At 48.3% G+C, this 25,247-nt stretch carries 23 protein-coding genes and 1 pseudogene; 11 read left to right on the top strand and 13 right to left on the bottom strand.

From position 1 onward, the window contains the following. A pseudogene (locus F458_RS21105) lies at positions 1–376 on the bottom strand (hypothetical protein); the annotation flags it as partial. A 66-nt stretch (positions 377–442) separates the two neighbouring features. On the opposite strand from F458_RS21105, the gene rsmD reads away from it, so the two are divergent. Further along, positions 443–1,051, top strand: coding sequence for a 16S rRNA (guanine(966)-N(2))-methyltransferase RsmD (gene rsmD / locus F458_RS0117790; RefSeq protein ID WP_232362687.1), 609 nt, complete (start codon positions 443–445; stop codon positions 1,049–1,051). A 2-nt stretch (positions 1,052–1,053) separates the two neighbouring features. On the opposite strand, the gene F458_RS0117785 is transcribed toward rsmD, so the two are convergent. The 3 genes from F458_RS0117785 to pepB form a co-directional block, all read right to left on the bottom strand. Then, complete coding sequence (locus F458_RS0117785) at positions 1,054–1,632, bottom strand: YjaG family protein (RefSeq protein ID WP_018984796.1); 579 nt, start codon at positions 1,630–1,632, stop codon at positions 1,054–1,056. Beyond that, positions 1,633–2,235, bottom strand: coding sequence for a YhgN family NAAT transporter (locus F458_RS0117780; RefSeq protein WP_018984795.1), 603 nt, complete (start codon positions 2,233–2,235; stop codon positions 1,633–1,635). It lies immediately after the preceding gene. A 209-nt stretch (positions 2,236–2,444) separates the two neighbouring features. Continuing rightward, complete coding sequence (pepB, locus tag F458_RS0117775) at positions 2,445–3,728, bottom strand: aminopeptidase PepB (protein ID WP_018984794.1); 1,284 nt, start codon at positions 3,726–3,728, stop codon at positions 2,445–2,447. Between the two features lie 53 nt (positions 3,729–3,781). Here pepB and sfsA point away from each other — a divergent pair, with 53 nt between their 5' ends. The 7 genes from sfsA to panC all read left to right on the top strand — a co-directional run bounded on the left by sfsA (position 3,782) and on the right by panC (position 9,757). Then, positions 3,782–4,483 carry a DNA/RNA nuclease SfsA gene (gene sfsA, locus F458_RS0117770; protein ID WP_018984793.1) on the top strand — a complete coding sequence of 234 codons (702 nt, stop codon included), beginning with the start codon at positions 3,782–3,784 and terminating at the stop codon, positions 4,481–4,483. Positions 4,484–4,702: 219 nt separating this feature from the next. After that, a complete protein-coding gene (gene dksA, locus F458_RS0117765) occupies positions 4,703–5,152 on the top strand; it encodes an RNA polymerase-binding protein DksA (RefSeq protein ID WP_018984792.1) in 450 nt (149 codons plus the stop codon). Positions 5,153–5,241: 89 nt separating this feature from the next. After that, positions 5,242–6,171, top strand: a complete 930-nt coding sequence (gene gluQRS / locus F458_RS0117760) for a tRNA glutamyl-Q(34) synthetase GluQRS (RefSeq protein ID WP_018984791.1) — start codon at positions 5,242–5,244, stop codon at positions 6,169–6,171. A 99-nt stretch (positions 6,172–6,270) separates the two neighbouring features. Continuing rightward, complete coding sequence (gene pcnB, locus F458_RS0117755) at positions 6,271–7,566, top strand: polynucleotide adenylyltransferase PcnB (protein ID WP_018984790.1); 1,296 nt, start codon at positions 6,271–6,273, stop codon at positions 7,564–7,566. Next, entirely contained in the window at positions 7,559–8,074 is a 516-nt protein-coding gene (gene folK / locus F458_RS0117750) for a 2-amino-4-hydroxy-6-hydroxymethyldihydropteridine diphosphokinase (RefSeq protein WP_018984789.1), read from the top strand. Before pcnB ends, folK begins: the two co-directional genes overlap by 8 nt. Positions 8,075–8,110: 36 nt before the next feature. Further along, entirely contained in the window at positions 8,111–8,905 is a 795-nt protein-coding gene (gene panB / locus F458_RS0117745) for a 3-methyl-2-oxobutanoate hydroxymethyltransferase (RefSeq protein ID WP_018984788.1), read from the top strand. A gap of 3 nt (positions 8,906–8,908) precedes the next feature. Then, on the top strand, positions 8,909–9,757 hold the full coding sequence (panC, locus tag F458_RS0117740; RefSeq protein ID WP_018984787.1) for a pantoate--beta-alanine ligase: 849 nt from the start codon (positions 8,909–8,911) through the stop codon (positions 9,755–9,757). Between the two features lie 5 nt (positions 9,758–9,762). Here the strand turns inward: panC and panP are convergent, their stop codons facing one another. Next, a complete protein-coding gene (gene panP, locus F458_RS0117735; RefSeq protein WP_026294779.1) occupies positions 9,763–11,403 on the bottom strand; it encodes a pyridoxal-dependent aspartate 1-decarboxylase PanP in 1,641 nt (546 codons plus the stop codon). 307 nt (positions 11,404–11,710) lie between these two features. Here panP and F458_RS0117730 point away from each other — a divergent pair, with 307 nt between their 5' ends. Next, entirely contained in the window at positions 11,711–12,430 is a 720-nt protein-coding gene (locus F458_RS0117730) for an EAL domain-containing protein (RefSeq protein ID WP_018984785.1), read from the top strand. Here F458_RS0117730 and trmB read toward each other — a convergent pair. The 4 genes from trmB to pdsO all read right to left on the bottom strand — a co-directional run bounded on the left by trmB (position 12,427) and on the right by pdsO (position 15,920). After that, positions 12,427–13,104: a tRNA (guanine(46)-N(7))-methyltransferase TrmB gene (trmB, locus tag F458_RS0117725; protein WP_018984784.1), complete on the bottom strand. Its 678-nt coding sequence runs from the start codon at positions 13,102–13,104 to the stop codon at positions 12,427–12,429. The two genes, F458_RS0117730 and trmB, sit on opposite strands and share 4 nt — an antisense overlap. Then, positions 13,104–13,877 carry an ABC transporter permease gene (locus tag F458_RS0117720; RefSeq protein ID WP_018984783.1) on the bottom strand — a complete coding sequence of 258 codons (774 nt, stop codon included), beginning with the start codon at positions 13,875–13,877 and terminating at the stop codon, positions 13,104–13,106. The genes trmB and F458_RS0117720 overlap by 1 nt, the downstream gene beginning before the upstream one ends. Next, the gene (locus tag F458_RS0117715; protein WP_018984782.1) at positions 13,870–14,805 is read right to left on the bottom strand and encodes an ABC transporter ATP-binding protein; all 936 of its coding nucleotides are present in this window, start codon (positions 14,803–14,805) and stop codon (positions 13,870–13,872) included. The genes F458_RS0117720 and F458_RS0117715 overlap by 8 nt, the downstream gene beginning before the upstream one ends. Positions 14,806–15,212: 407 nt before the next feature. Then, complete coding sequence (gene pdsO / locus F458_RS0117710) at positions 15,213–15,920, bottom strand: sortase-associated OmpA-like protein PdsO (protein WP_018984781.1); 708 nt, start codon at positions 15,918–15,920, stop codon at positions 15,213–15,215. Between the two features lie 254 nt (positions 15,921–16,174). On the opposite strand from pdsO, the gene pdsR reads away from it, so the two are divergent. Then, positions 16,175–16,864, top strand: coding sequence for a proteobacterial dedicated sortase system response regulator (gene pdsR, locus F458_RS0117705; protein ID WP_018984780.1), 690 nt, complete (start codon positions 16,175–16,177; stop codon positions 16,862–16,864). 9 nt (positions 16,865–16,873) lie between these two features. Beyond that, positions 16,874–19,048 carry a proteobacterial dedicated sortase system histidine kinase gene (gene pdsS, locus F458_RS0117700; protein ID WP_018984779.1) on the top strand — a complete coding sequence of 725 codons (2,175 nt, stop codon included), beginning with the start codon at positions 16,874–16,876 and terminating at the stop codon, positions 19,046–19,048. Here pdsS and F458_RS0117695 read toward each other — a convergent pair. The 4 genes from F458_RS0117695 to F458_RS19875 form a co-directional block, all read right to left on the bottom strand. After that, the gene (locus tag F458_RS0117695) at positions 19,035–20,114 is read right to left on the bottom strand and encodes a CNNM domain-containing protein (RefSeq protein ID WP_018984778.1); all 1,080 of its coding nucleotides are present in this window, start codon (positions 20,112–20,114) and stop codon (positions 19,035–19,037) included. The two genes, pdsS and F458_RS0117695, sit on opposite strands and share 14 nt — an antisense overlap. A gap of 137 nt (positions 20,115–20,251) precedes the next feature. Beyond that, a complete protein-coding gene (locus F458_RS0117690) occupies positions 20,252–21,919 on the bottom strand; it encodes a carbon starvation CstA family protein (RefSeq protein WP_018984777.1) in 1,668 nt (555 codons plus the stop codon). A 253-nt stretch (positions 21,920–22,172) separates the two neighbouring features. Continuing rightward, positions 22,173–24,722, bottom strand: coding sequence for a DUF2339 domain-containing protein (locus tag F458_RS0117685; RefSeq protein ID WP_232362688.1), 2,550 nt, complete (start codon positions 24,720–24,722; stop codon positions 22,173–22,175). Between the two features lie 291 nt (positions 24,723–25,013). Further along, positions 25,014–25,247, bottom strand: a 234-nt coding sequence (locus F458_RS19875) for an EF-Tu C-terminal domain-related protein (protein WP_018983832.1), incomplete at its 5' end; no start/stop codon positions are given.

Here is a 25,247-nt window from a genome sequence, read left to right as displayed (position 1 = left end):
CTGGCTCTGGCTCTGGCTCTGGCTCTGGCTCTGGCTCTGGCTCTTCAGTGTGAGAAACCGAAACCGGTGTTTCAACCCCTTTCTCTGCACTTTGTGCGTTTTCTTTCTCTAGCTGCTGAGATACCTCTTCGTGGGCCTTATCCAGCTGGTCCGACTCAACATCAGTTGTGATATCAGAAAGAGGCGCAGATTCCGGGGAACTGGCCGCTTCACTTTCAATACTGTCTGCAGGACTGTTGTCCTGTCCCTCAGTGCTGGTGGCTTCCTGGTCGGGGCTACTGGTGCTTTCTGACGTGTTTTGTTCTTCAGATTGCGGTTTTTTGGTTTCTTTATCTTGTTGCTTGTTCTTTCGGAACCAGCCAAAAAGTTTCGACATTGCGCGGACAAACCCTTATTAATTCACTATAAATTCGGCTACACTTGCCAGCCAGTTATAACCTCTATGATAACACCCTCAGCCCGTATGAAGCGAGTGCGTAAAAAATCCTCTTTTTCCTCAGCCAAAGCCGGCCATGTACGTATCATTGCGGGGCAATGGCGAGGACGTAAGTTACCGGTTACCGATGTACAAGGTTTACGTCCCACGACCGATCGTAACAAAGAAACGCTTTTTAACTGGTTGATGCAGGATATACAGCAAACGCGCTGCCTTGACGTTTTTGCCGGCTCCGGCGGTCTTGGTCTTGAAGCATTATCCCGCTACGCTGATTATTGTCTGTTTTTTGAAAAAGATAAAAACGCTGCCCGGCAATTAGCCGCGAACCTGCAGGCATTATCAGCCAAAGCGGATGTTATGCAGGGCGATGCGCTGACGTTGTTAGCTCGGCAAACCGCCCCGTTTGACATTATTTTTGTCGACCCACCGTTTCATCAACAGTTGGTCAATCCAGCATTGACGCTAATTCAACAGCATCAGCTGGTAACACCCGGCAGCTTTATTTATATCGAACAGGAACCAAACGTGCCGGGGCCGGACTTGCCCGATAACTGGGAGATAATTCGTCAAAAACAGACATCTGGCTTACGTTATATGCTTGTTGAGGTTGTTTAGTTCTAAAGCTCCAGGCCGATATTTGAAATACCCGCTTCCAATGCTAGATTGCGCAGTTCATCAGCCGCAGCGGCATTTTGGCGACACGTTTCCAGATAATCCAATAACTCCTGCTGCACTTCAATTTCGAAGGTCATTAGCAGATGCGTCTTAACATTTTCATCAGTGGCTTCTTCGGTCAATAGCAAATAGGCCTCTACAGAACCCTGTGATAATTTACTGACCACTACCGCACCCTGCTCATCCTGCCGGGTGATTAAATTGATGGCTGCCGCCAGGCCAATTGCTGCATCAATAGCAGGATACACACCGTAAAAGTCGTAATCCTGAGTGTCTGGTGTGGCTTCTTCGACTTTGTCCAATTGCAAGGAAAAATTAATCCGGCTTTTAGGGCTTTTCAGCGATTCCCAAATCAGATTGAGGCAATGACGGCATACGCCTTCATCCTCAAAACCAGTGCTGTCGCAAAATAACTGGTAGTTTGGCAGCATTCGTTCAAGTAACGCTGCGCTAAATGCAATAGCTTTCCAGCCTTGCAGAGCGCGAACGCGCGCAAATGTGTTTAGCTTTGTTCCGGACATTTAAAGCATTCCTGAAGTATGTGAAAAATATTGGCCAATACCATCTAAGAACATTTGAATAGCTATCATCACCAGAATCATTCCCATTAAACGTTCCATGGCAGTTAAGCCTCGCTCTCCCAATAACCGATGAAAAAGGCCGGAAAACAGGAGTATGATGGCACTGATGAGCCAGGCAGCTCCCAGCGCCACAGACCAGTCCACCATTCTGTCAGGGTTCTGGTTTGACAACAAAATGAGTGCCGCTAACGTTGAGGGTCCTGCGATCATAGGAATCGCCAGTGGAACCAAAAAAGGCTCTTCACCAACCGCCAGCCCTAACGGATTGCCAGCCTGGGGAAAAATCATTCTGACCGCAATAAGAAAAAGAATAATGCCGCCGGCGATACTCACTGTTTCTTGCTGAACATTCAGAAAATCCAGTACGGCCTGACCACTGAACAGAAAAACAAACAGAATAAACAGCGCCAGTAACAGCTCGCGAGCCAAAATAAAACGCCGGCGTTTTGGCTCAATGGATTTAAGTACCGACATAAATACCGGCAGGTTGCCCAGTGGATCCATGATTAAAAAAAGCATCACTGCGGCAGACCAGGTATCCATCGATTGTATCTCCAGGGGGTAAAGACTTGTGCGATAACAAATAGTTAAAGCAGGATTAAAACTACCTCAAATTGTCGCATTAACGCGCCGGTTTTACTATCTCTAAAAGCGCTAGCCGCTCCTCCGATAAAGGCGGCCTCTACAGTACACCCCGATCAAAAAAGGGTGCACCGGGCACCCTTTTTAGCATGTACAGACGCGCGTCTGACTTAGAAGTCAGCCAGCATCCGCGCAATACTGCGAATTCCTTTGGCAGTGGCGCCCACAGGCATTTGCGCTGAAGCAGTACCATGATACGCAGCCGCCAAATCCAGATGGACCCAGCCCTTTCCTTCAGGGTTCACAAACCGGGATAAGAAACCGGCTGCATTTGAAGCTCCACCGGCACCGCCACCTTTTTGCGACGTGCTATTGGCTGTGCTGGCAAATGAAGACGGGCAGCGGTTTTTATGAAATGGCTCCAGTGGTAACGGCCAGAAGCGTTCATTTTCAGCTTTTGCGCTGGCCAGCATTTTTTCGCGGGCGGCGTCATCCATACTGAATACACCGTGATAATCTTTACCCAATGCAACCATTGCGGCGCCCGTCAGGGTCGCTGCATCGATAATGAGGTTGGCGCCCGTTTCCTCTGCTCTGATCAGGCCATCGGCAAGTACCAGCCTGCCTTCAGCGTCGGTGTTGACAATTTCCACCGTTTCGCCATTTTTATAGGTCAGTACATCGCCTAACTTATAAGCATGACCGCTGATAAGATTTTCAGCACAACACAGCAGCAGCTTCACGCGTTTTTTCAGGCCTTGCATAATACCCAGCCCCAACGCTCCGGTTACTGTAGCGGCGCCGCCCATGTCACACTTCATGTCCAGCATCCCTTCGCTGGATTTTATCGAATAACCACCACTGTCAAAGGTAATACCTTTACCTACTAATACGGCATCAACCGGCGCATCCGTATTTCCTGTGGGGTTATAATCCACCTCCAGCATCACGGGAGGACGAACGCTGCCACGACCAACATTGTAAATTCCGGTCCAGCCTGCTTTTTGCAGATCTTCGCCCACAATCATATCCACAGTAACTTTGTCGCCACCGAGTTCTTTAATCCACTCGGCCGCCCGCGTCGCCAGATTCTCCGGCGATAAGTCTTCAGGCGTATCATTTACCAGTTTGCGGGTAAAACGCATGGCCTGATAATGCTGCTCAAGACGAGATTTATTATCATTGTCTGCCCATACAATCTCACCTGCCTCGCGCGCCCGGGTGTAGCTCATGGCAAACGCCCATTGCTGCTCAAACGTCCAGTCACCGGTTAATGCTATACGCTTGATATTCAGTGTATCGATAGTTCTGGCAGCCTGACCGATTGTTGCAGCTTCATCCCGGGACTCAGCTAAATGAATTATCGCGCCTGTTTCGTTCATACTCAGTGGTGCTTTATCTCCCCACTGCCCGGCCGCGGGCTGGTTGGAAAGAGATACCTGAAAATCTGTCATCACAATTCCTTTATCACTTGTTACACTAGAAAAAATACTTAAACCACATACCTATGCAGTTTACTACGTCATTACTTCGCGGAACGCTTATTCGCCGCTACAAACGCTTTCTTGCCGACGTCACCCTATCCGATGGCCAGACTGTTACCGCTCACTGCCCGAATACCGGAGCAATGAGTGGTTGCGCTGAACCAGGCTTCACTGTCTGGCTGAGCCGTTCGGACAATCCAAAACGCAAACTCGCTTATACCTGGGAGTTGGCACAGGATTTTGATGACAATTTTATTGGCATTAATACGCATACTGCCAATAAGTTGGTAGCGGAAGTACTAAATAACAAGGTCTTTGAGGAATTTAACCGGGTGAGTGATGTAAAACGCGAAGTGACGCCCCCCGGAGCAGCGTCTCGCTTCGACTTTGCTTTTTTGCGCGATGGCAGGCGCGAGTATATGGAAGTGAAGTCGGTTACGCTGGCGCAGGGAGCGCGAGGCTTATTCCCAGATGCAGTGACCGCCCGTGGTGCACGTCACTGTCATGAACTGGGTATTCTGGCTGACGCCGGCGTCCCTGCCACGTTGGCGTTCTGCGTACAGCATACGGGTATAAAATCAGTAGAAATCGCCCAGCACATTGATCCTGACTACGCTGCTGCCGTAAACCTTGCGCGACAAAAAGGCGTAAATATTGTGGCGTTTGGCTGCACCATAAATCAACAAAAACTATCTATAAATCAATTACTCCCCGTCATTGATTGAAAAAGAAGTTGATTTTTTTTGTCACACCTCCATATTTGCGCCTTAAATTTAGCTTTAGTACGTCTTTGCAGGCGTAAAATTCGAGGTGTAACGTTCTGTGCCGATACACCAAGTTAGAAGCTTACTTTGGCATCATACATTGTACGCGTCCGCTTATTTTGCTATAGATAATCGGTTACCCCGGACATTGTCGATGTCGTAGTGTAGGAGATGTGGCACATGCCAACAGGAAAAGAACAGAAATCATTAGGGCTTTTAGCATTAGCCGGGTTGCACCCGTATCAACCAAAGCCTGATGAAGAATATATGAATGAGCCGCAAACGGAACACTTCCGTTTGCTATTAAAAGCATGGCGCGACCAGCTACGTCAGGAAGTAGACAGAACGGTAACGCACATGAAAGATGAAGCAGCCAACTTTCCGGATCCGGTTGACCGGGCTGCCCAGGAAGAAGAATTCAGCCTGGAATTGCGCACTCGCGATCGCGAACGCAAACTGATTAAGAAAATTGAAAAAACGCTGATTCGCATCGAAGAAGATGATTTTGGCTTTTGTGACCAGTGCGGCATTGAAATTGGCATCCGTCGTTTAGAAGCGCGGCCCACTGCTGATTTATGCGTAGATTGCAAAACTATGGCGGAAATTAAAGAAAAGCAAATGCAGGGTTAACCTCATTGTGTTTTTGTCGAAGCAGCACGCCAGATGCTGCTTCTATTTTTGTCTGGCGTTAGAAACAGTTTTTTCGCAATAAATTCATTATGACGCATTCTTCTGCTGCCTATGTTGGCCGCTTCGCTCCCTCCCCTTCCGGTCCTTTACACTTTGGTTCTCTGATTGCTGCACTGGCGAGTTTTCTTGATGCCCGAGCTCATGGTGGTGTATGGCGAGTACGCATCGAAGACGTTGATTTACCCCGCTGTGTTTCCAATGCCGATAGATGGATCCTTGCAACATTGCACGCGCACGGCCTTGAGTGGGAAGGCGAAGTTCTTTATCAGTCACAACGCAGCGAAGATTATCAGCGCATTATTGATGCGGTGCTTGCTTCCCAACATGCTTATTACTGTACCTGTACACGTAAGATGATCCGCCAGTTTGGTGGCGTTTATCCGGGTACCTGTCGCAACGCGGGAGCAACGCGACCGCCAGACTCGCAGCCAGCCGCCTCAATCAGGCTAAAACTGGATGACCCTGTAGTAGAATTCAACGACAGAATTTTGGGTCAGCAGCATTTTGCAAGTGGTCATGCTATTGAAGATTTTATCATTCAGCGTAAAGATAAACTGTTCGCCTATAATCTGGCAGTGGTTGCCGATGATATTCATCAGCAGGTAACTCATATTGTCCGCGGCAGTGACTTGCTGGAAACCACGGTTGCGCAACTTAGCCTGTATCGTTTACTGGGCGCGCCGGCTCCAGAGTATGCGCATCTGCCAGTGGCCGCTACAGAGCCGGGTTACAAGTTAAGTAAGCAAAATAAAGCCATTGGGCTGGATAATCAGCGTGCCAATGAGAATCTGATTGAAGCGTTAAAATTTTTGAATATGACGGTGCCTGCATCACTTACGAAAAATAACTGTGATAAAATACTGGACTGGGCAATCAGACACTGGGATTGTAATGCTGTCCCAAAAACCCGTGAAGTGATTGTCGATAAAAGCGAATCCACTTATTATAAACAGAAGTAGCAGTTCGGAGAATTCATTATTATTACGCGTGTGTTTGATTCCGTGAGACGGGTATTTAAAAAGTCAGACGATACTAAGTCAATTGTGAAGGGCTTTGTAATGCCTCGCGCTGAGCATGGTATTTCACGGGAAGATATCTCCGACAATGCCTTGAAAGTGCTTTATCGTTTAAATAATGCCGGGTTTGAATCTTACCTGGTAGGTGGTTGTGTCCGTGATTTAATGCTCGGCATTGTGCCAAAGGACTTTGACGTGGTCACCAACGCCACGCCGGAACAAATAAAGGGGCTGTTTAAGAACTGTCGCTTGATCGGTCGCCGTTTTCGTTTAGCCCATATTGTTTTTGGCCGCGATATTATCGAAGTGGCAACGTTTCGTGGCCATCACAGCGATGGCGATAACCAGACACTTGGTAAGGCCAGTGAAGACGGTCAGCTGCTCAGAGATAATGTGTTCGGTAGTATCGAAGAAGACGCCGAACGTCGTGACTTTACCTTCAATGCCATGTACTACAATGTGGCAGACTTTACGGTTACTGATTTCGCCAACGGCCGCGATGCTATTGAAAAAGGCGAAGTTGCTCTGATTGGTGATCCCGAAGTACGTTTTCGCGAAGATCCGGTCAGAATGCTGCGTGCGGTGCGGTTTGCGGTAAAACTTAATATGGTTATCGCGCCCGCGACGGCAGCGCCCATTAAAACTTTATCGGGTTTACTCACTAATATACCACCAGCGCGTTTGTTTGAAGAAACACTAAAATTGTTTTTATCCGGCCAGGGTAAAGCCACGTTTTTAAAATTACGTGAATATGGCTTGATAGAGCCACTTTTTCCGCAGGTTAGCCCATTACTACAAGATGAAAACAGCAAAGAGATGCAGTTTATTTTGCGGGTACTGGAAAATACCGATGACAGAATAAACAATAACCAGCGTGTTACACCTGCATTTTTATACGCCGCTTTACTTTGGTATCCACTGGAAGAACATGCGCAGAAAGTGCAGGCTGAGGCCGGGCTGAATAACCACGATGCCTTTAATATTGCCGCAGGTGACGTAATCCACCGCCAAACCCAACGCATTATGATCCCGAAGCGCTTTTCTGCTGTCATCAGAGATATCTGGATATTACAGCAACGTTTGCCACGACGTTTTGGTCGTCGCGCGTTTCAGATGCTTTCTCATCCTAAGTTTCGGGCCGGCTACGACTTTTTGTTGGTACGCGGACAGGTAGAAGGCGGTAACTTGCTGGAACTGGCAGACTGGTGGACAGAGTTTCAGTCTGCAGATAATAACCAGCAAAAACGAATGCTGACGGCGTTGCGTAAAAAAGAAGGGGGTAAAGACGCCCCCCGGCGTCGTAAAACACCAAAGGCAAAAGGCAGTCCGGATGCATAAAGCCCATAGTTACATCGGGCTGGGCAGCAACCAGGGGGATTCTTCAGCCCTTCTTGATTCAGCCTTAAAAGCAATTGACGCGCTGGATGATACCCGGGTTCTCAAAGCCTCTTCATTGTATGCCAGCTCTCCAATGGGCCCTAAAGATCAACCTGATTTTGTAAACGCCGTGGTCCTGATCGAAACCTCGCTGGCGCCTCTGAGCCTCCTCCACGCTCTGCAGAATATTGAAAGCAGTCACGGCCGTATGCGCAGCGGTGAACGGTGGGGGCCGCGCACGCTGGATTTAGATATCCTGATGTATGGCGACCAGGTCTTGCAGAGTGAAGAGCTTACCGTGCCCCACTACGGAATGGGTGATCGGGAATTTGTGCTGGTGCCGCTTTTTGAAATTGCACCTAACATGGTGATGCCCGATGGACAGCCACTGGCAGCCTGGGTAGCCAAATGCAATCTGGATGGTTTGCGGCGTCTTAAGGACTTCCAATCATCGGCAAAATCCGTATAGTTCGCCTTTCCACTCACGCAACTGTCATTTCACATTATGAAGAAAGTCACGGTTTCAAGCCTGCTTAAGAAAAAACAGGCAGCAGAGAAAATCACGGCGCTTACCGCTTACGATGCGAGCTTTGCCCGCTTGTTTGATGACGAACATATTGATGCACTGCTTATCGGCGACTCCTTAGGGATGGTATTGCAGGGTGATGACGATACGCTTCAGGTTACCGTTGACGATATAGCCTATCACACGCGAGCTGTTCGGCGCGGCGTTGACCGGGCCTTCGTACTGGCCGATATGCCTTTTATGTCCTACGCTACGCCGGAGTCTGCTTACACCAATGCAGCCAAATTGATGGCAGCAGGCGCCAGCATGGTCAAACTTGAGGGCGGCAGCTGGTTACAGGAGACCGTGCGAGGGTTGGTAGATCGCAGCGTACCTGTATGTGGCCACATCGGATTAACGCCCCAGGCAGTTCACGTGTTTGGCGGGTTTAAGGTACAGGGCCGTAATAGTGAGCAGGCGCAAAAAATCATTGACGATGCCGTGGCGCTTGAGAAGTCAGGCATTCAGCTTTTGGTATTAGAATGTGTGCCCAGCGCGCTGGCCAAAGCGATCACTGAAAAGCTGAGTATTCCGGTGATTGGTATTGGTGCGGGTAAGGATACCGATGGGCAAATTTTAGTGATGCACGATATGCTGGGTGTAAGCGCTAATTACATGCCAAAATTTTCCAAAAATTATCTGGCCGAAACCGGCGATTTGCGAAAGGCGGTCAGACTGTATATTGAACAGGTTAAAAGCGGTGCGTTTCCCGCTGCAGAACACAGCTTCGAGTAAACTATGCAAACGGTAGAGTCTATCAAAGCACTGCGTCAAATGCGCAGTGACTGGCGTAATAACAACAAAAAAGTCGGTTTTGTCCCCACCATGGGAAATCTGCATGATGGCCACCTCGAGTTGGTAAAGGAAGCTTCCCGCCAGTGCGATGTGGTTATTGCGTCGATTTTTGTAAATCCCCTGCAATTCGGGCAGAACGAAGATTTGGCCACCTATCCACGTACACTGGACGAAGATAAACAGAAACTCATTGCCCATGGCACCGACGCCTTATTCTTACCCACTGTTGAAGAAATGTATCCCCGGGGCCCTGAACAGCAAACCTTTGTCGAAGTACCTGGTATCTCATCGATTATTTGTGGTGCCAGCCGGCCGGGTCATTTCAGGGGGGTTGCCACCGTTGTCTGCAAGCTGTTTAACATGGTCCAGCCGGATATTGCTCTTTTTGGCCAGAAAGATTATCAGCAGTTACAGGTTATCCGTCTGATGACGCAGGATCTTTGTATCGATACCAGCATTGAGGGTGTGCCAACCCAGCGGGCACCTGACGGCCTGGCACTAAGCTCCCGAAACGGTTATTTAAATGAGACGCAGCGCAGCACTGCGCCGAAATTATATGCTGAGATGCAGGCTCTAGCCGCTAAGATTCGCCAGGGAGAAAGCGATTACAGACGCCTGGCAGCTGAATCGGTTCAGTATCTTGCCGCGCATGGCTTTAAACCAGACTATATTGAAGTACGCAATGCTCACACATTACTTCCCGCTACAGGTGATGACAGTCAACTGGTTATTCTGGCTGCTGCCTATCTGGGTAAAACCCGGCTGATTGATAATCTGACCGTCGAGTTATAGCGTGATTATACGCTGGCCGAGGCGTTGAGTATTTGATCGGCCAGCTTATTCAATTCTTTCCAGATTCGCATGCCTTTGGCTATCTCGACCTGTTCTGCCAGAATATTCTGTAAATCATTCTTTGTCGTCAACGGATTGGCAAGGACTACCCGAAAAACGGTAATTGCCTGAGAGTTAGTACTGGGACATTCAAGTCGGGTGCGCGAGACAAATGATTTTCCCGCCTCACGCTGTGCTTTTTGTACACCAACCACCAGCCGATCGACCTTTTGATTCAAACGTACTTTGTCAGCGTCTGACGCCTGCCCCAGCGCCTGCTGAACTTTAGGCGGACAAATCCGATAGGTCAGCAGCGATAGTGTGGGGGCGGTACTTAATGCAAAGTCTTCATGAGCGTCAATCATAGCGGCAAAAGACTGCGCTTTTTCAATATTCTGGTCGATGATCAGTTCATAACCCCGGCGCCCCAGAATATGTAGCGTCGAATAGACCATCATGGCCATACCGTTACGGGAACCTTCCAGCGTAGTAGCACCGAGATCCTTTGAGCCTTCACGTAAAATATACTGCGCGTGATGCCGCACAGCATTGGCATCTTCAGGATCTTTGAAAATAGCCATCCCCGCTCCCATCGGCACATACATTTGTTTGTGCGCATCAATGGTTACCGAATCAGCTTTGGCAATACCGTTAAGTTTATCGCGGTTATTAGAAGAAAAGAGCGTTGCACCGCCCCAGGCCGCATCGACATGGAACCAGCAATCAAGCTCTTTGGCCACATCAGCCAACTCATCCAAGGGGTCAACGTGCCCGGTCTCAGTGGTACCACCAATGCCTACAATGGCCAGTACCTTATTGCCCTCTTCCTGATAACGCTTGCCCGCGCGTAAGGCATCTTCAGGGTCAAGGGTTTGTGCCGGACAGGGCAAACTTAGCAACTGATCACGTCCTATTCCCAGTGAGTCTACTGCCTTGGATAATGAGTAATGTCCACGTTTCGAGCAAATAACGCCAAGGTTACCAATATTATAGTGTCGGTAGGCTGCCGCCAAACCAGACCGGGCTACACCAGCAAATCCCTGTTGCGGCCCCAGTAATTTATTGCGTGCAACCCACAAAGCTGTGATATTTGCGATAGTACCGCCGGAACAAAAGGCACCAAGCGCGTGACGGGCGCTGTGCAGATACTGATCATAAAATGCATCATTCCTATCGTAAATAAGATTGTGCATCATGCCCAAAACCTGACGTTCCAATGGCGTAAAGGCTTTTGAGGTTTCTATTTTGACCAGGTTTTGATTGAGCCCCACCAGCAGTTTAGACAACGGCAAATGAAAATAAGGCAATGCAGAGGTCATATGGCCGATAAAAGTCGGCGAATAGGTATTTACTGAGTGCGCTACCAGCTTTTCCAGCAAAGATTCGGCATGAGAAGAGACAAACTCAGGTGACTCCGGTACCGACGGCAACGAAAAATCCTGCTCGATTTCTTCCAGCGAGGTTTTTTTGGTCACCACATGCTGCGACAGAAAGTCCATAATGTTATCGGACAAGTGCTGCTCAATTTGTGCTAATTTTGAGTCTTTGTGTTCAGGTTTGGTAAAGACCCGAAACAAGTGCTTAAGACTAACCTGTGCTTCACCCACCACTAAACACACCTCTGTTTATCCGAAACCGGACCCGACGATACATGGTGGCTGACTGCCACCTTCTGTCCGCCCTACTGTATTTGTAATCATTACTGAAAGTTTAGCGATGACTTTCAACGGAGCCGAACTTTACCCCATATTAGCATTCACGCCAAGCAGTAGCATTGTGTTCGCAGTTTTATTCTCTTTATCTACGCAATAAGTTATCTTTATAGGCAAACCGTGTTTTTATTACTCCCATAGACTAATTGGTTTTATCGTTGGCTTTGCTATAGTGAGTAGACGATAAGAAAGGAAAACGGTCATGCCGATACGCGAAATTACGGATCCATTTCGGCTCGAAGATATTGTCCCTTATTTTCAGCCCATTGTCGATTTGCAGCACGACAGAGTCTGGCGATATGAATGTCTGGCGCGGTTAGTGACTCCCAGCGAAAAAATATATCTTCCCAGCGAATTTTTGTATCTCATTGAGCGTCACAACCATGTGCAGCAGCTCACCGAAACCATGTTTTTGCAAAGCGCCCGGTATTTTAAGGACAAGCAAATTTGCTGGAACATCAATGTGGATCTGTCCGACCTGAAAAACCCGGCTTTGATAAATTTCCTTAGGGCCCAGCTTAACGATAACTGTGATCCTAATGAAGTCTGCATCGAGGTCAGTGCCAAAACAGCCATGCAAAACCTGACACTGCTTGCAGAGGTTGTTAAACAGGTTCAGGCGCTTGGCATGGGGGTGTTTGTGGATAATGTCGGACGCGTGCCGGGTAACATAAAAAGTTTACTGGCGATGCCGCTCAGAGGGATTAAACTGGATGGCGGCCTCATTCGTCAGTACGACAGTAATCCGGCGGTCCAAGAATATGTCGATTATGTCTGCGAACAGGCCGCTGAGCACAAAACCAGAGTTATCGCCGAGCAGGTAGAAGATGCCACCACCCTGGAAATTGTTGAGCGTTTGCCGATTCAGTATGCGCAAGGCTTTGTTTTTAGCCGACCTAAACCTACCCTGGATGCAATTTAGCACCCTTCATCAGGCTGGCAGCAAAGCTGCCAGCAGATCTGGCCGCTGGCTCTGTATTTACGCTCAAATGGCGTAAAGTCAGCCGTATCGTCAACCGGCTTAATGTCGCCCTGCAGACCGTAGTGTCCTGCTGCCTGGGCAAACTCCATCAGATAGATCAGCCAGTTGCTTCTGACTTCAATATTGCCTGTTAACTTCATCAAATCTACAAACGCAGCACTGCCATGCCAGCGCTTCTTTACCTGAGAGGCTTTTGGGTAAGGATTTGGATAGAGCAGGAAATGCTGCGAAATAGCAATGTTATGACGATGTAATAGACGCCAAAAATCAATGACATCTGCCCGCTGCACCCAATAATTCTCAGTGTTTCCCTGATAATAGCTATGCTTGGCGATCCTGACTGCGGATTTATCCAGCCCGATGACCTTTGCATCTGGGTTTGCTTCTGCTATACGTGCTGTGCTCTGTCCTACACCACAGCACGAATCCAGAATAATATCGCCTTGCCAGTCCCCTAACCATGCCATTGTCTTATCAAATGCTTGTTGCGTATGCTCGCTGATTGGCCGCTGGCTTGGGTATTGCTGGTAGCGCCGCACCAATTCATCAAGCTTATCATGTGGCCCGTTCTGGCTAGACTCCACTGTTCGCGAAGTCCCTGACTTATCTATCATCAGCTGCGAATACCCTTGCCGGTTTTAAGTAAATAATAAGCAATACCAAATAGTAAGATATTAAACCCAACCAGTAACGATAGTGAAGTGGTAATTCCCACATCGGACACGCCTAAAAATCCGTAGCGGAAACCATTCACCATATACACAACCGGGTTGGCCTTACTGACTATCTGCCAGAATTCGGGAAGTAAAGACAAAGAGTAAAACACCCCGCCCAGATAGGTTAGTGGCGTTAATACAAATGTTGGCACCACACTGATATCGTCAAAGCTTTTGGCAAACACGGCATTAATAAGACCGGCGGTAGAAAACAAAATCGATGTCAGTAGCACCACCGTAACAATGACTAACGGGTTATGAATTTGCACTTCCACAAAAAACAGTGACACCATAGTGACAATAATGCCGATGAGAATCGATCGGGCAACACCGCCGCCCACATAGCCGGCGATAATGACCGATGTGGGTACCGGCGCCACCAGCAATTCTTCAACATTACGCTGAAATTTGGCACTGAAGAATGAAGAGCTGACATTTGAATAGGAATTAGTAATTACCGACATCATGATAAGACCCGGTACAATAAATTCCATATAGGTAAATCCCCCCATCCGGCCGATACGATCACCGATGAGGTTACCAAATATCACAAAATAAAGGCTCATGGTAATGGCGGGCGGTACCAGTGTCTGTACCCAAATGCGCAAAAAGCGGGTACATTCTTTGATCCAGATGGTGTTTAGCGCAACCCAGTTGTTTTGTTTATGCACGTGCTGTCCCCTGTTGTTGCCGGCCCGATTCAACCAGTCTGACAAATAACTCTTCAAGACGGTTTGATTTGTTTCGCATACTGAGAACCTGAAAGCCCTGCTCAGAAAGCTGGCGGAAAACCGGGTTCAAACCTTCCTGTTTTTCAACATCCACCTCCAGCGTATGGTCGCCGGTCATGCGATAAACAAATCCCTCAAGTGTGGGTTGGTTACCGGTTTCAGCCAAATCCAAAATAAATGTTTCGGTGCTTAATGTGGAAAGTAACGCCCGCATGGTTGTGTTTTTCACAATATTGCCTTTATCAATAATGGCAATATTGCGGCACAGACTTTCGGCTTCCTCCAGGTAGTGGGTGGTCAGAATAATGGTGATGCCCTGCTCGTTAATTTCCTTTAAAAATGTCCACATCGAGCGCCGTATTTCAATGTCCACACCTGCGGTCGGTTCATCGAGTATTAGCAGCCTGGGTTCGTGCATCAGGGCGCGAGCTATCATCAGACGTCGTTTCATACCGCCGGACAGCTCACGGGCCCGGGCATGACGCTTTTCCCACAAATCCAGTTGTTCCAGGTATTTATGGGCACGTTCTTTGGCAGTACTTCGCGGTACGCCGTAGTAGCCGGCCTGATTTAATACAATCTGCAGCACCGTCTCGAACTGATTGAAATTGAATTCCTGGGGGACCAGCCCGATACACGCTTTGGCCGACTCTTTCTGCGTGTGCAGATCGTACCCAAATACAGATACCTGACCAGCGGTAGGATTAACCAGCGAACTGATAATACCAATGGTGGTCGATTTACCCGCGCCATTGGGGCCGAGAAGAGCAAAAAAATCGCCATCACGGACACTCAGATCCAGGCCCTTGAGCGCTTCAACGCCGCCTTTGTAGGTTTTTCGCAACCCGGTTATATCTAGTGCATTCATATTACAGCCTGTCACAAAGTTGACGATTCAATAGATCTGCAATATGCAGCTATTGAACAATATTTGTTAGTGATTGATTAGCGCGTATTGACCTTTGCAGCACCTTTGTCTGAGTTGAGCATTTATAATTTGGTCAAAAAGCCGTAAACATCGTCACGCTATTAGTATTACGGCGCAATTACGCAGTGTGACCCTCAAACATCGGCGCTTGGAATAATCATAAGCAGCAAAAGCTTGCTTGAATGAAAAATGTGTCCGGCAAGTTCAACACGCTCTAATATACAGAATCGGTAACAGATATGTGTGAAAAGCGTAATTTCAAGGCAGGAAAGCTATCAAAACGATAAATAGCTAAGAAAACCGGTTAGAGGCAGGTTATCAAAAGGCCTGCCTCTATTGAAAATAAGTTAATCAGACGCCGTTAAGACCTCATCACTGCTTCCCAGTTGTAAAACAACTTTACGATCAAAGAACCACGACTCTTGATTGGGCGGACTGTCGCTGCTGTTCGACTCACCTGCCGCGTAAGTAAGCAGTTGCTTACCAGAAACGCCCTGTTCCATAAGATAAACCTTAACCCGTTCGGCACGTTGTTCAGACAAGGTTAGATTATAAGCAGTATCACCCCGATTATCGGCATGGCCGGTAAGTTGAACGGTCAGGTGTGCCTCACGCTTCAATATTTCGGCCAGATTGTTCAACTGCTTACGGTAAGCAGGCTCCAGTTCATCTGAGCCTGTTTTAAACTGAATAACACTCTGCAGATTCGTCCAAACACGCTGATTTTCACTAAGTAACTCCAGATTTTCCTCAGCACCCAGTAAGGCGCTTTCAGCATTGCTTAAGGCCCTTTGGGTGTCGGTCAGCGCCAGGTGCGTATCGCCAAGCGCTTCTGTTTTGACTGCATTGTCGCCAATTACTGCGCCTAACATGCCTGCCGCTGCAGCGCCTATCGGCCCGCCGACAATTGCCCCAATGAGCACCCCAGTACCCAGACCAATGCCTACGGCTTTATCCTGCTGTTCTTTAAACGCATTTTGCGACGCAGGAGTGGCACTTACAGTGCCGCTAACAGCCAGTACCATCAACGCAGATTTTATCAGATATGCTTTCATTTTCTTTCCCTTGTGTTAAATGAACGCTATATAGTTAACCTGCCCTGTGAGGCAAACCGCGGCGTCAATTATGACGAAGTCGTGAAAAATCATGTTAAAAAAATCTGTGCGTCGTCAATCTGGTAGGTTGGCGAGCACCGCATTATGCAATGATGGCAAAAATGTGGCGCAGATATGGATTTTTTGCCGAAGTCTCAATGCACTATAAAATCTTGTGTATAGTAACGTTCGTTTTAGTAATAGTTGGAAATACCATGCCCCGCACCATTGCTTTAGTCGAAGATGATGCCGCCATTCGGGATAATTACAAGCTTGCCTTGGAAGCGCAGGGGTATCAGGTCAGTACCTTTGAAGACCGAGCCACTGCCAGCGACGCATTTAGTCAGAAACTTCCTGACCTGGCGATTATCGATGTTGGTTTAAATGACGAAATGGAAGGTGGTTTTATGTTGTGCCAACAGTTGCGGCAGCTATCCGGGTCCTTACCTATTATCTTTTTTACCGCCAGAGATAATGATGTGGATACCATCAGCGGCCTGCGTATGGGTGCCGATGACTATTTGACTAAAGATATCAGTATGGCGCATTTGCTGGCGCGTATAGCGGCGTTATTCCGCCGAACAGACCTGTTGTCGGCGCCTAAAGCGCAATCTGAGCAATACCGGCTTGGCCATCTTGTGGTAGATGCCAGCCGCATGAGCGTGACCTGGAAGCAGCAGCCGGTAGCGCTAACCGTGACCGAATTCTGGATGCTATATGCGTTGATAAAACACCCCGGCCACGTTAAAAGCCGTCAACAGCTTATGGATGAATCAAGAATGGTTGTGGATGACACGACAATCACCTCTCATATTAAGCGGATCAGAAAAAAGTTTATCCAGCTGGATGCAGACTTTGATCATGTTGATACGGTATATGGAATGGGCTATCGCTGGCAGGAGTAATTAACACCCATGCAGGTGCGCTTTTCCATAAGACTGCAATTACTGGTGGTCTCACTGTTCTTACTGGCAATTCCCTGGTTAGGCTATAAATATGTCTGGGAGTTGGAGCAGTATCTGCGGGCCGGTCAGGAACAAACGCTGTTGGGCACGGCCAGGGCCGTCGCCACCGCTTTGCATGAGCGTCCGGCGTTGTTTGATAGTCAGTCTGCATATTTAAAAACTGTTCGTCCGGGCACAGACTTGTACGCGCCACCTGTACCCACGCCTATCCGGTTAGACGGCAAGCTTGGCGACTGGGAGGCAGTATCACATCTTAACCAGGCGTATAACGAACAACAGATTGTCACCCGCTTTGACAATGCACCACCATTTGACCCGGTGAGCATGTCGTTTGAACATATGGTGGGACGACATGGCAACTTCTTATATGCCACGTTTAGTGTAAATGATGATGTTACGGTTTGGCGAAGCCCGGATTCATTGTCGGTTGACAAAAGTGATCACTTACTTATCGGTGTAACCTCTGACGCTGGTAAGTTACAGCGCTTTATCATTTCTCCCTATGAGTCGGGCTGGGTAAATGCGTATCGTCTACCCGACGATGCCACCAGCTACCGGGCCCTCAGTAACGCCTTACACATTCAGGGCTACTGGCAGGCCACTGCCAGCGGTTACAATATTGAATTGCGTTTCCCCCTGTCAATGACCTCCGGCTCTTTAGCCTTTGCGCTGGTCGATGTGGACAATCCCACCACCCCTGAAAAACAATATGCTATTGGTACCGCCAACCCTAACAGTATCAGCGCGCTGGGGACGGTAATTACCCCATCCCCAGAGATAGAACGGATTCTTGCGGGACTCAAGTATGCCGACTCACGGGTGTGGGTGGTGGACAAACATAAAAGGGTACTGGCCAGAGCGGGTGATATTCAGTCCGCCAGCGGGCTCAGGCCGCACCAGCCAGCACCAGAAGATTCCTGGTGGCACTATATTGAGCAGCACTGGCTTGTTCCTTTGTATTACCAGATCCTCACCCGTCCACCTGCTGATTTTACTGATGAGCTGAAAAATGCTTACGCTCTGGCTGGCCAGGATATTAACGGTGCGCTGCAAGGGGCTGCCGAAACGTTATGGCGCCTTTCACCTGATAACAAGGCTGTAATCCTCTCTGCTGCCTACCCTATTTTCATGGATAATCAAGTTATGGGTGCTGTAGTTGTAGAGCAAACAACCAATGGTATCCGCACATTAAGAAACCGCGCGTTAGAAGAGTTATTTAATGTCATTCTGGCAGTCATACTTTTGGGCACCACAGCGCTCGCTCTGTTTGCACACAGTCTGTCTGGCAGGGTGCGTAAACTGCGTGATAGCACCGAAGCTGTTATTGACGATAACGGGAAAATTATTGGTCAGCTAGCACCGGTAAAACGTCGCGATGAAATCGACGATCTTCACTGGGCATTCAGTGACGTGCTGGACAGATTGCAACAGTATAATTCTTATCTGGAAAATATGGCGTCACGGCTCTCTCACGAGCTACGTACACCTGTCGCTGTGGTGCGCTCTTCTCTGGATATGCTGGCACAAACGACTGACAAAACACAGCAGCAACTATTTACCCAACGTGCTCAGTCTGGTCTGGCCCGTCTGAGCAATATATTGAACAGTATGAGCGAAGCGACCCGTCTGGAACATTCCATTGCGCAGGACAGCAAAGAGCACTATCCGGTCATAAAGGTCATTGAAGGGTGCGTAGAAAGCTATCGTCATACCTATGCCAAGCGTAATTTTTCCCTTACCTTGCCCACCAGCGATGTGTCGGCTTATGGCTCACCTGAGTTGTTCGCCCAGATGCTGGATAAAATAATCACTAATGCTGTCGAATTTAGCACTGAAGACAGCCTGATAGAGGTAGCAGCTCATGTTCGCGCCAAACAGGTGGTCATGACAGTGTCGAATCACGGCCCACTCCTTCCGGCCAATATGCAAACTCAGTTACTTCAGTCCATGGTTTCGATACGCCATGAGTCTGGCTCAGCGCAAAATACAACTCCTCACCTAGGGCTTGGCCTGTATATCGCTACTATGATTTGTCAGTACCACAAAGGCACCATTGATATCGCCAATCGAACAGACAGATCAGGCGTAACCGTGACCGTCTGCTTACCCATCACGACGGCGTAGTGTCGTCCTCACTGCCCGGCGTCGCATGTTTCATCATTCTGCGCTCCCGCCGTTTGGCCATCATGTGAGCAAACCGACGCATACTGACGTTGGTATCTTTCTCATCCATGATATCAACACCTAAGAGGTTCTCCAGCAAATCCTCCAGGGTCACAATGCCTTCTAACCCACCGTACTCATCTACCACCAACAGGATGTGTACACGCTTTTGGAGAAACTGATCGAAAATGGTTGGTAACGGCATGCTGTTAAGAACCGTTACCATAGACATTGCATAGTCTTTCAACGGCTTGTTCACTTCTCCCTTGGCTTGCGCTACCAGCAAATCAGAACGTAATACAAAGCCCGAGATATTTTCTGAGTCGTCTTTTTCAAAGATAGGTATCCGAGAATACTCAATATTAGCGTGCTGACTGAAAAATGTTTCCACGGTCATCTCTTCACTTACTGAAAACATTTCAGTGCGGTGGGTCAGCGCATCCTTTACTTTAAGCTCATGCATGCTTAGCAAACTTTGCATGAGAGCGGCTTCCTGCTGCGCTAATTGCCCCTCCTGGCCAGATAGCTCTGCCATCGCCTGAAGCTCGTCACGACTTAACCCCCGTAAAGGGCTGTCTTCTTTGAAGCCACGGGTTAACTTTTCTGACATCACTACGAACGGATACATAACAATAATCAGATATTTAAGGAAAAAGGCTGTGACCGGAGCCAGTGCGCGCCAGTAGGTGGCCCCCACCGTTTTAGGAATGATTTCTGAAAACACAAGTATAAGTAAGGTTAGTACTGCAGAAATTATACCCAGATAGGCATCACCAAATACCACAGCCGCCTGCGCACCAGCACCAGCTGCGCCCATTGTGTGGGCAATAGTATTAAGGCTGAGAATCGCTGAGAGCGGCTTATTAATATTTTCCGTTAATCGACGTAACAGACTTCCACTGGGGCGCTCTTCCTTTTCCAGTACAGAAATATAAGCAGAAGAAACACTCAGAATAACAGCCTCTGCAATACTGCAAAGAAAAGAAAAGCCTAGTGCAATAAACACATAGACGATAAGTAGAAACATCCGTGAATTCCGATGATTAAATAACAACAGTGTTCATTATGAGCAAGTCAGCGAAAGATACAAGTGAAGCTGATCATTTGAAGCCAGCGACAAAAAACACCGCCACGGGGGCGGTGCTCTTAATTGCTTACTGATAGTTATGTTTTGCTTTTCTTAAACCTGCTAATAACCGACCAGGCTTCAAGCATTACGAGGATACTGACAATCAGCACCACGGCATCTAAAAACACGAGTAGGTAGTTCCCATCAAGATAGTATTCTTTGAGTTTTATCACCCCGGCAAAAAAGGCCATAACCAGCACAAAAAACATAGGGATGAGAGTGTATCTGGCTGGCCGCCCCATTTTGATCAACATTACGGAGATCACCAGTAATGTCAGGCTCGCCAGAATTTGGTTGGTAGAGCCAAACAAAGGCCAGATGATCATCCCACCACTGCCTGATGATCCTCCCGCGCCAAACGCAAGAAGTAAACATGTGCCTACAGCGAGTAAAGTAGCAAAGGCTCCATTTCTTAACGCTGTAAGATTATAGATTTCTCCCCACTCCTGAATGATATAGCGCTGAAGCCTGACCCCGGAGTCCATTGTTGTACCGGCAAACAGCACCACCATAGTAGCCAAAATGGTGGACGCAAAGTCTACGGGCAGCCCCCAGCCAGAGGCGATGAGATTTGCCCCGCCGGTGATAAATGCGGCCACACTGCCATCACCAAGGTGGCTGTAAATGGTATGCCATTCTTCAGATGAACCGGCAAGTGCCACCCCGGATACCGCTACTATGGTAATAAGTGCCAGACACCCTTCGCCGACTGCTCCCAGATAACCAACAAAACGGCCATCCGTTTCTTTATTGAGTTGTTTGGAACTGGTGCCCGACGCCACAATGCCGTGGAATCCAGATACTGCGCCGCATGCGATGGTAACGAATAAAAGGGGAATAATACTGGGTGTACTGGCGGCAGTCTGCGTGTTGAAAGCAGGCGCTGTGATATCCGGCATCGCAAAAAATACTGCGCCGTAGAGTAATAACAAGCCAACGATAAGCTGCATACCGTTGATAAAATCCCGCGGTTGCAACAACATCCAAACAGGTAACAGCGAAGCAATCGCTGCATAGATGAACAATATAATGATCCAGTTCGCCGTATCTGCCAGCCCAAACATGGTTTCAGGAAGCTCAATGGGGATATAACTGCCTGCATATACCGAGGCGTAAAGAACCAGAATGCCCACCAGGCACATGGGTATAAGACTGAAATTGCGCTTCAATAACTGACCAATTATTAATGCCACCACTATGGCGGTCCATGCCGGGAACACTGCATTAGGCTGGTCAACAAACGAGTTGGCGATGACGACACCGAATACTGCATTAACCATGAGTAGTACAAGAAAAATGACTATCATAAATAGCGACCGGGTTCGTTTACCGATAACGGATTCAGACAGGGCCCCCATCGATTTGCCTTTGTGGCGGGCACTGGCCCATAACGCACCCATGTCGTGCACGCCGGCAAACAGTATTGTACCGAATACAACCCACAGTACCGCGGGGACCCAGCCCCAGTAGACGGCAATAGCCGGACCTACAATTGGCGCTGCACCGGCCACGGACGTGAAGTGGTGGCCCCACAGCACAACTTTGTTAGTGGGAACAAAGTCCTTTCCATCATTTAACTCGTGGGCTGGTGTAACAAAGTTATCGTCAAGCCTGAATATCTTTTCAGCAATAAATTTCGAGTAGAAAAACCACCCAATTATCATTCCTGCAATACCCAGTAATACGATGGTAATTGATTGCATAGTGTTGTCCTGATGCGCAGTTAATGCGTAATAATGTATTTTTATCTTTATATTATTTTAAGCGCCGCTGCACGGCCGCAAAAAGGTAAAACAAATTGAACCGGCAAGAATCGATAGCCTCTCGCTGATTATACGCTTCGATCTGGTAAAATTTCCCCTCGACTACGACCAAAGTCTAACGCTCATGGGAGTAATCGTTTTACTATCTGAACAATAAATACACTTTACGCAAATCAGACCAGATCAAAATAACTCATTCTGAAGAGTCAGAGCGATCAGGTTGATTAAATCGCTGAAATAACCATCCAAGTAAAACTAAGGAGCCCCCTAATCCGATGAAAGAGATAGCACGCCATAATCCTGTGAGATGACTCATATCTACTAAAAATACTTTGCAGACCACTACCAGCAGTAAGCCGAACCCTGCCCTACGTACAGAAGACTGATTTTTTCGTAGGCCGACAAACAGCAGGCCGGTTGCGGTTATCAGCCAAATGAGTGAATAGGTGTAAAGCTCTGGCTGAGTGAAACCTCGCATGAATCCGATACCGTTCTCATGAAATAAAGTACGAATGAGACCGTTGAGCCACATTGCAATAAACAGCCCACCGATTATACGTAATGCCGGTTTCAGAGTTTTTCCCCCCCGCCAGTAAGCAGTAAACCATAAGGCTGCGAATCCTGGTAACCCCCACAGAATAGTAAGCCATATTAATGGGCTGGTTGGCGTGAACAAATAACGCGTCAAGTACGGATTATCAGCCAATGAAAGCCATGTATGTAAGCCTAGCGCAGCAACTAGCATGGTCAGTGCGAAAACCCGATATAATTTGCTCAGGGACTGGCTTAGCGCTGCACGCCAACTGTAAACAGCAGCAAGAAGAATCCAGTTGCATGCCAGTAATGCTGCAGCAGGATAATCGATTTGCTGAATAAAGGTGTCACCCGTGAGCAGCCATAACGACGCGCTGGTAACGAAGAGCGTAGTGATATGCATCAAAGCGCCTGCAAACCAGCGAGATACTCCATCATGTTTAAGCATTCGGTAACAGCCGCCAAGCGCAATTAATACCAGCGCAAATGTCGGCAGGGAGCCAAACGAAGATAATAGCGCGTCATTTCCTTCCAACGGCTGCCAGAGTAACCAGGACAGCCGAACGATAAGTACCGTTATAACCATTTTATACAGCCACTGGGGTACTGATATCTGCAGTTTTTGTGACTGCCAGGTAAGCGCTGCTACCTGAAGTGCCACAGCCATCGACAGTAAACTACCTGACAGATGCATTACCACAATCACAACCAGACAAAAATGTAACATCAACGTTGTTGCCAGCTGTGTCAGCGGGCGAGTGCAGCGCGTCAGAGCTACTGCTGCAATAAATGCGTATACAGTCAACTCAACGGTAAGCCAGTACGTGTGGCCAGGTTCGCCGCGCCCCTCAGAACTTATCAGCAAAACGCTCAGTAAAGGCGCGGTAATCACATACAGGACATGAAACATAACGCGCCCGGGATGATATCTGGCGAATAGAGCGCCGTAGGCTGAAAGTAGTAATGCTGCTATCTGCATAAAAACAGCGGGTTGTGATGCAAATTCATAGTCATTAGAAGACGCGGACTGATTCGATAGTGCCAGAAGCGCCGCACAAACTGTAATTAATGCCATAACCATCAGACTGTCGAACTTTGCAGTTTTAGCACCGACCATGAGTAAAGACACAGCAAAACCAGATGAGACAACCATTACTGGTATGGAGGTATTACCCGTGGCGATAGCCGTAAGTGTCAGTATCAATGCAGCCAGCGCACCGGTCAGAGCAAACAGCGAAGGGCTCCAGTACAACGAGGTTGAGGCCGAATTTTTACCTGAAGCGAGCTGCAAAAGACGCCAGCCTGAAAACGAAGTCAGGCTAAACAGATACAGCATCCCACTACTGTTTAATAAAACTGCGAGGGCATCTGCATCAGCAGTGCTGAATAATGCCAGTAATGATAAGCCCGTGTGAGCTACCAGCGCGCCCATCGCGATGGTTAACTTACCGGTGCGCTGACCAATGTAAACGGCAGAAGCGGAAACCAGTAAAAGATAGGCCGTGAACAATAACTGGGAACTGTGCTCGGTGGGAACCAGAATAGGGACCAGGTAAGCCCCCGATACGCCAACCACCGCGAGCAACCAACCATAGCGAAGGGTTAGCCAGGTTGAAATGAGTGACAGCAACGCCAGTAGTGTGAACGTAATGGTATCGCCAATCAGTGCAAATACACTGTATGTCACCATAGTTATAGCGTAGCAGCAGATAATGCCACCGCTCGCGATAGCCGCTGCCACATAGGATGTCTGAATATTAAATCGCTGTTGGTGCCGGGTAAGAAACTCTGCAAGTAAAATCAGCGCGCTACCAAACGCACCACCCATGGCTAAGCGTACGGCGGGTGAAAGAATGCCGGCTTCAATGGCATAAAGCGCAAGAAAAACTCCGCCTAATGACAACGTGATCCCACCCAGCCAGAGCAGGCCGTTTGCTTTTAATTGCCCGATGAGGACGTCCGTCAGCTTCGATGTTGCTCTGTTACCTTTTGCTGGTACACGACGGGTCTGTTGCACCGGGGGGCTAGCAGCGGGCGATATGCTGTCCGTTTCACTGTGTGCCAGCGGCGGGCTCTGCCCAATTGGTGGTGATTGAATTAAAAGCGCAGCCTGAGCGTCCAGCCGCTGCTCAAGAATTTTCACTCTGCGGTGAAGCCTGAACAGCAGTGCTGCCACCACAATACCGATAAATATTGCAATTCCTTCCACCAAAAGCACTCCCTTATGGATATCTTGACCAGATTAGCATCGAAGAATACCCCCCACTAGCCATTATTCAGCCGTGTTAGGAACCCGACGTGAATCAGAATCGCCTTACGTAGGCTATATGCACCCTACGGGACTAGCATATAGTCAGTGATAACGATCAGTTAGGAGATTATTAAGCGAGTGTAAGCCGCGAGACGTGCCCGAAATATCTCTACTGTTGTGTCAGTATCCAGACACAAAAAAGGCCGCTTACGCGACCTTTTTTCTTGTTAGCTCTAAGTGTGTTTCAGATTATTCGATAATCTTAGAAACAACACCTGCACCAACAGTTCTGCCACCTTCACGGATTGCAAAACGCAGACCTTCGTCCATCGCGATTGGCGCAATCAGCTCAACAACAAATTTCAGGTTGTCGCCTGGCATTACCATCTCTACGCCTTCAGGCAGCTCAACAGCACCTGTTACGTCAGTGGTACGGAAGTAAAACTGTGGACGGTAACCTTTAAAGAATGGCGTGTGACGGCC

The organism is Salinimonas chungwhensis DSM 16280 (assembly GCF_000378185.1).
GTDB classification, from domain to species: Bacteria; Pseudomonadota; Gammaproteobacteria; order Enterobacterales; family Alteromonadaceae; genus Alteromonas; species Alteromonas chungwhensis.
The sequence above is the reverse complement of the archived record's forward strand: the minus strand, read 5'-3'. Positions and strand labels throughout refer to the sequence as shown.

Bases quoted from the DNA above. Each gene is read 5' to 3' on its own strand.
- rsmD (WP_232362687.1), top strand. From the start codon at position 443: ATGATAACACCCTCAGCCCGTATGAAGCGAGTGCGTAAAAAATCCTCT.
- F458_RS0117785 (WP_018984796.1), bottom strand. From the start codon at position 1,632: ATGTCCGGAACAAAGCTAAACACATTTGCGCGCGTTCGCGCTCTGCAA.
- F458_RS0117780 (WP_018984795.1), bottom strand. From the start codon at position 2,235: ATGGATACCTGGTCTGCCGCAGTGATGCTTTTTTTAATCATGGATCCA.
- pepB (WP_018984794.1), bottom strand. From the start codon at position 3,728: ATGACAGATTTTCAGGTATCTCTTTCCAACCAGCCCGCGGCCGGGCAG.
- sfsA (WP_018984793.1), top strand. From the start codon at position 3,782: ATGCAGTTTACTACGTCATTACTTCGCGGAACGCTTATTCGCCGCTAC.
- dksA (WP_018984792.1), top strand. From the start codon at position 4,703: ATGCCAACAGGAAAAGAACAGAAATCATTAGGGCTTTTAGCATTAGCC.
- gluQRS (WP_018984791.1), top strand. From the start codon at position 5,242: ATGACGCATTCTTCTGCTGCCTATGTTGGCCGCTTCGCTCCCTCCCCT.
- pcnB (WP_018984790.1), top strand. From the start codon at position 6,271: ATGCCTCGCGCTGAGCATGGTATTTCACGGGAAGATATCTCCGACAAT.
- folK (WP_018984789.1), top strand. From the start codon at position 7,559: ATGCATAAAGCCCATAGTTACATCGGGCTGGGCAGCAACCAGGGGGAT.
- panB (WP_018984788.1), top strand. From the start codon at position 8,111: ATGAAGAAAGTCACGGTTTCAAGCCTGCTTAAGAAAAAACAGGCAGCA.
- panC (WP_018984787.1), top strand. From the start codon at position 8,909: ATGCAAACGGTAGAGTCTATCAAAGCACTGCGTCAAATGCGCAGTGAC.
- F458_RS0117730 (WP_018984785.1), top strand. From the start codon at position 11,711: ATGCCGATACGCGAAATTACGGATCCATTTCGGCTCGAAGATATTGTC.
- trmB (WP_018984784.1), bottom strand. From the start codon at position 13,104: ATGATAGATAAGTCAGGGACTTCGCGAACAGTGGAGTCTAGCCAGAAC.
- F458_RS0117715 (WP_018984782.1), bottom strand. From the start codon at position 14,805: ATGAATGCACTAGATATAACCGGGTTGCGAAAAACCTACAAAGGCGGC.
- pdsO (WP_018984781.1), bottom strand. From the start codon at position 15,920: ATGAAAGCATATCTGATAAAATCTGCGTTGATGGTACTGGCTGTTAGC.
- pdsR (WP_018984780.1), top strand. From the start codon at position 16,175: ATGCCCCGCACCATTGCTTTAGTCGAAGATGATGCCGCCATTCGGGAT.
- pdsS (WP_018984779.1), top strand. From the start codon at position 16,874: ATGCAGGTGCGCTTTTCCATAAGACTGCAATTACTGGTGGTCTCACTG.
- F458_RS0117695 (WP_018984778.1), bottom strand. From the start codon at position 20,114: ATGTTTCTACTTATCGTCTATGTGTTTATTGCACTAGGCTTTTCTTTT.
- F458_RS0117690 (WP_018984777.1), bottom strand. From the start codon at position 21,919: ATGCAATCAATTACCATCGTATTACTGGGTATTGCAGGAATGATAATT.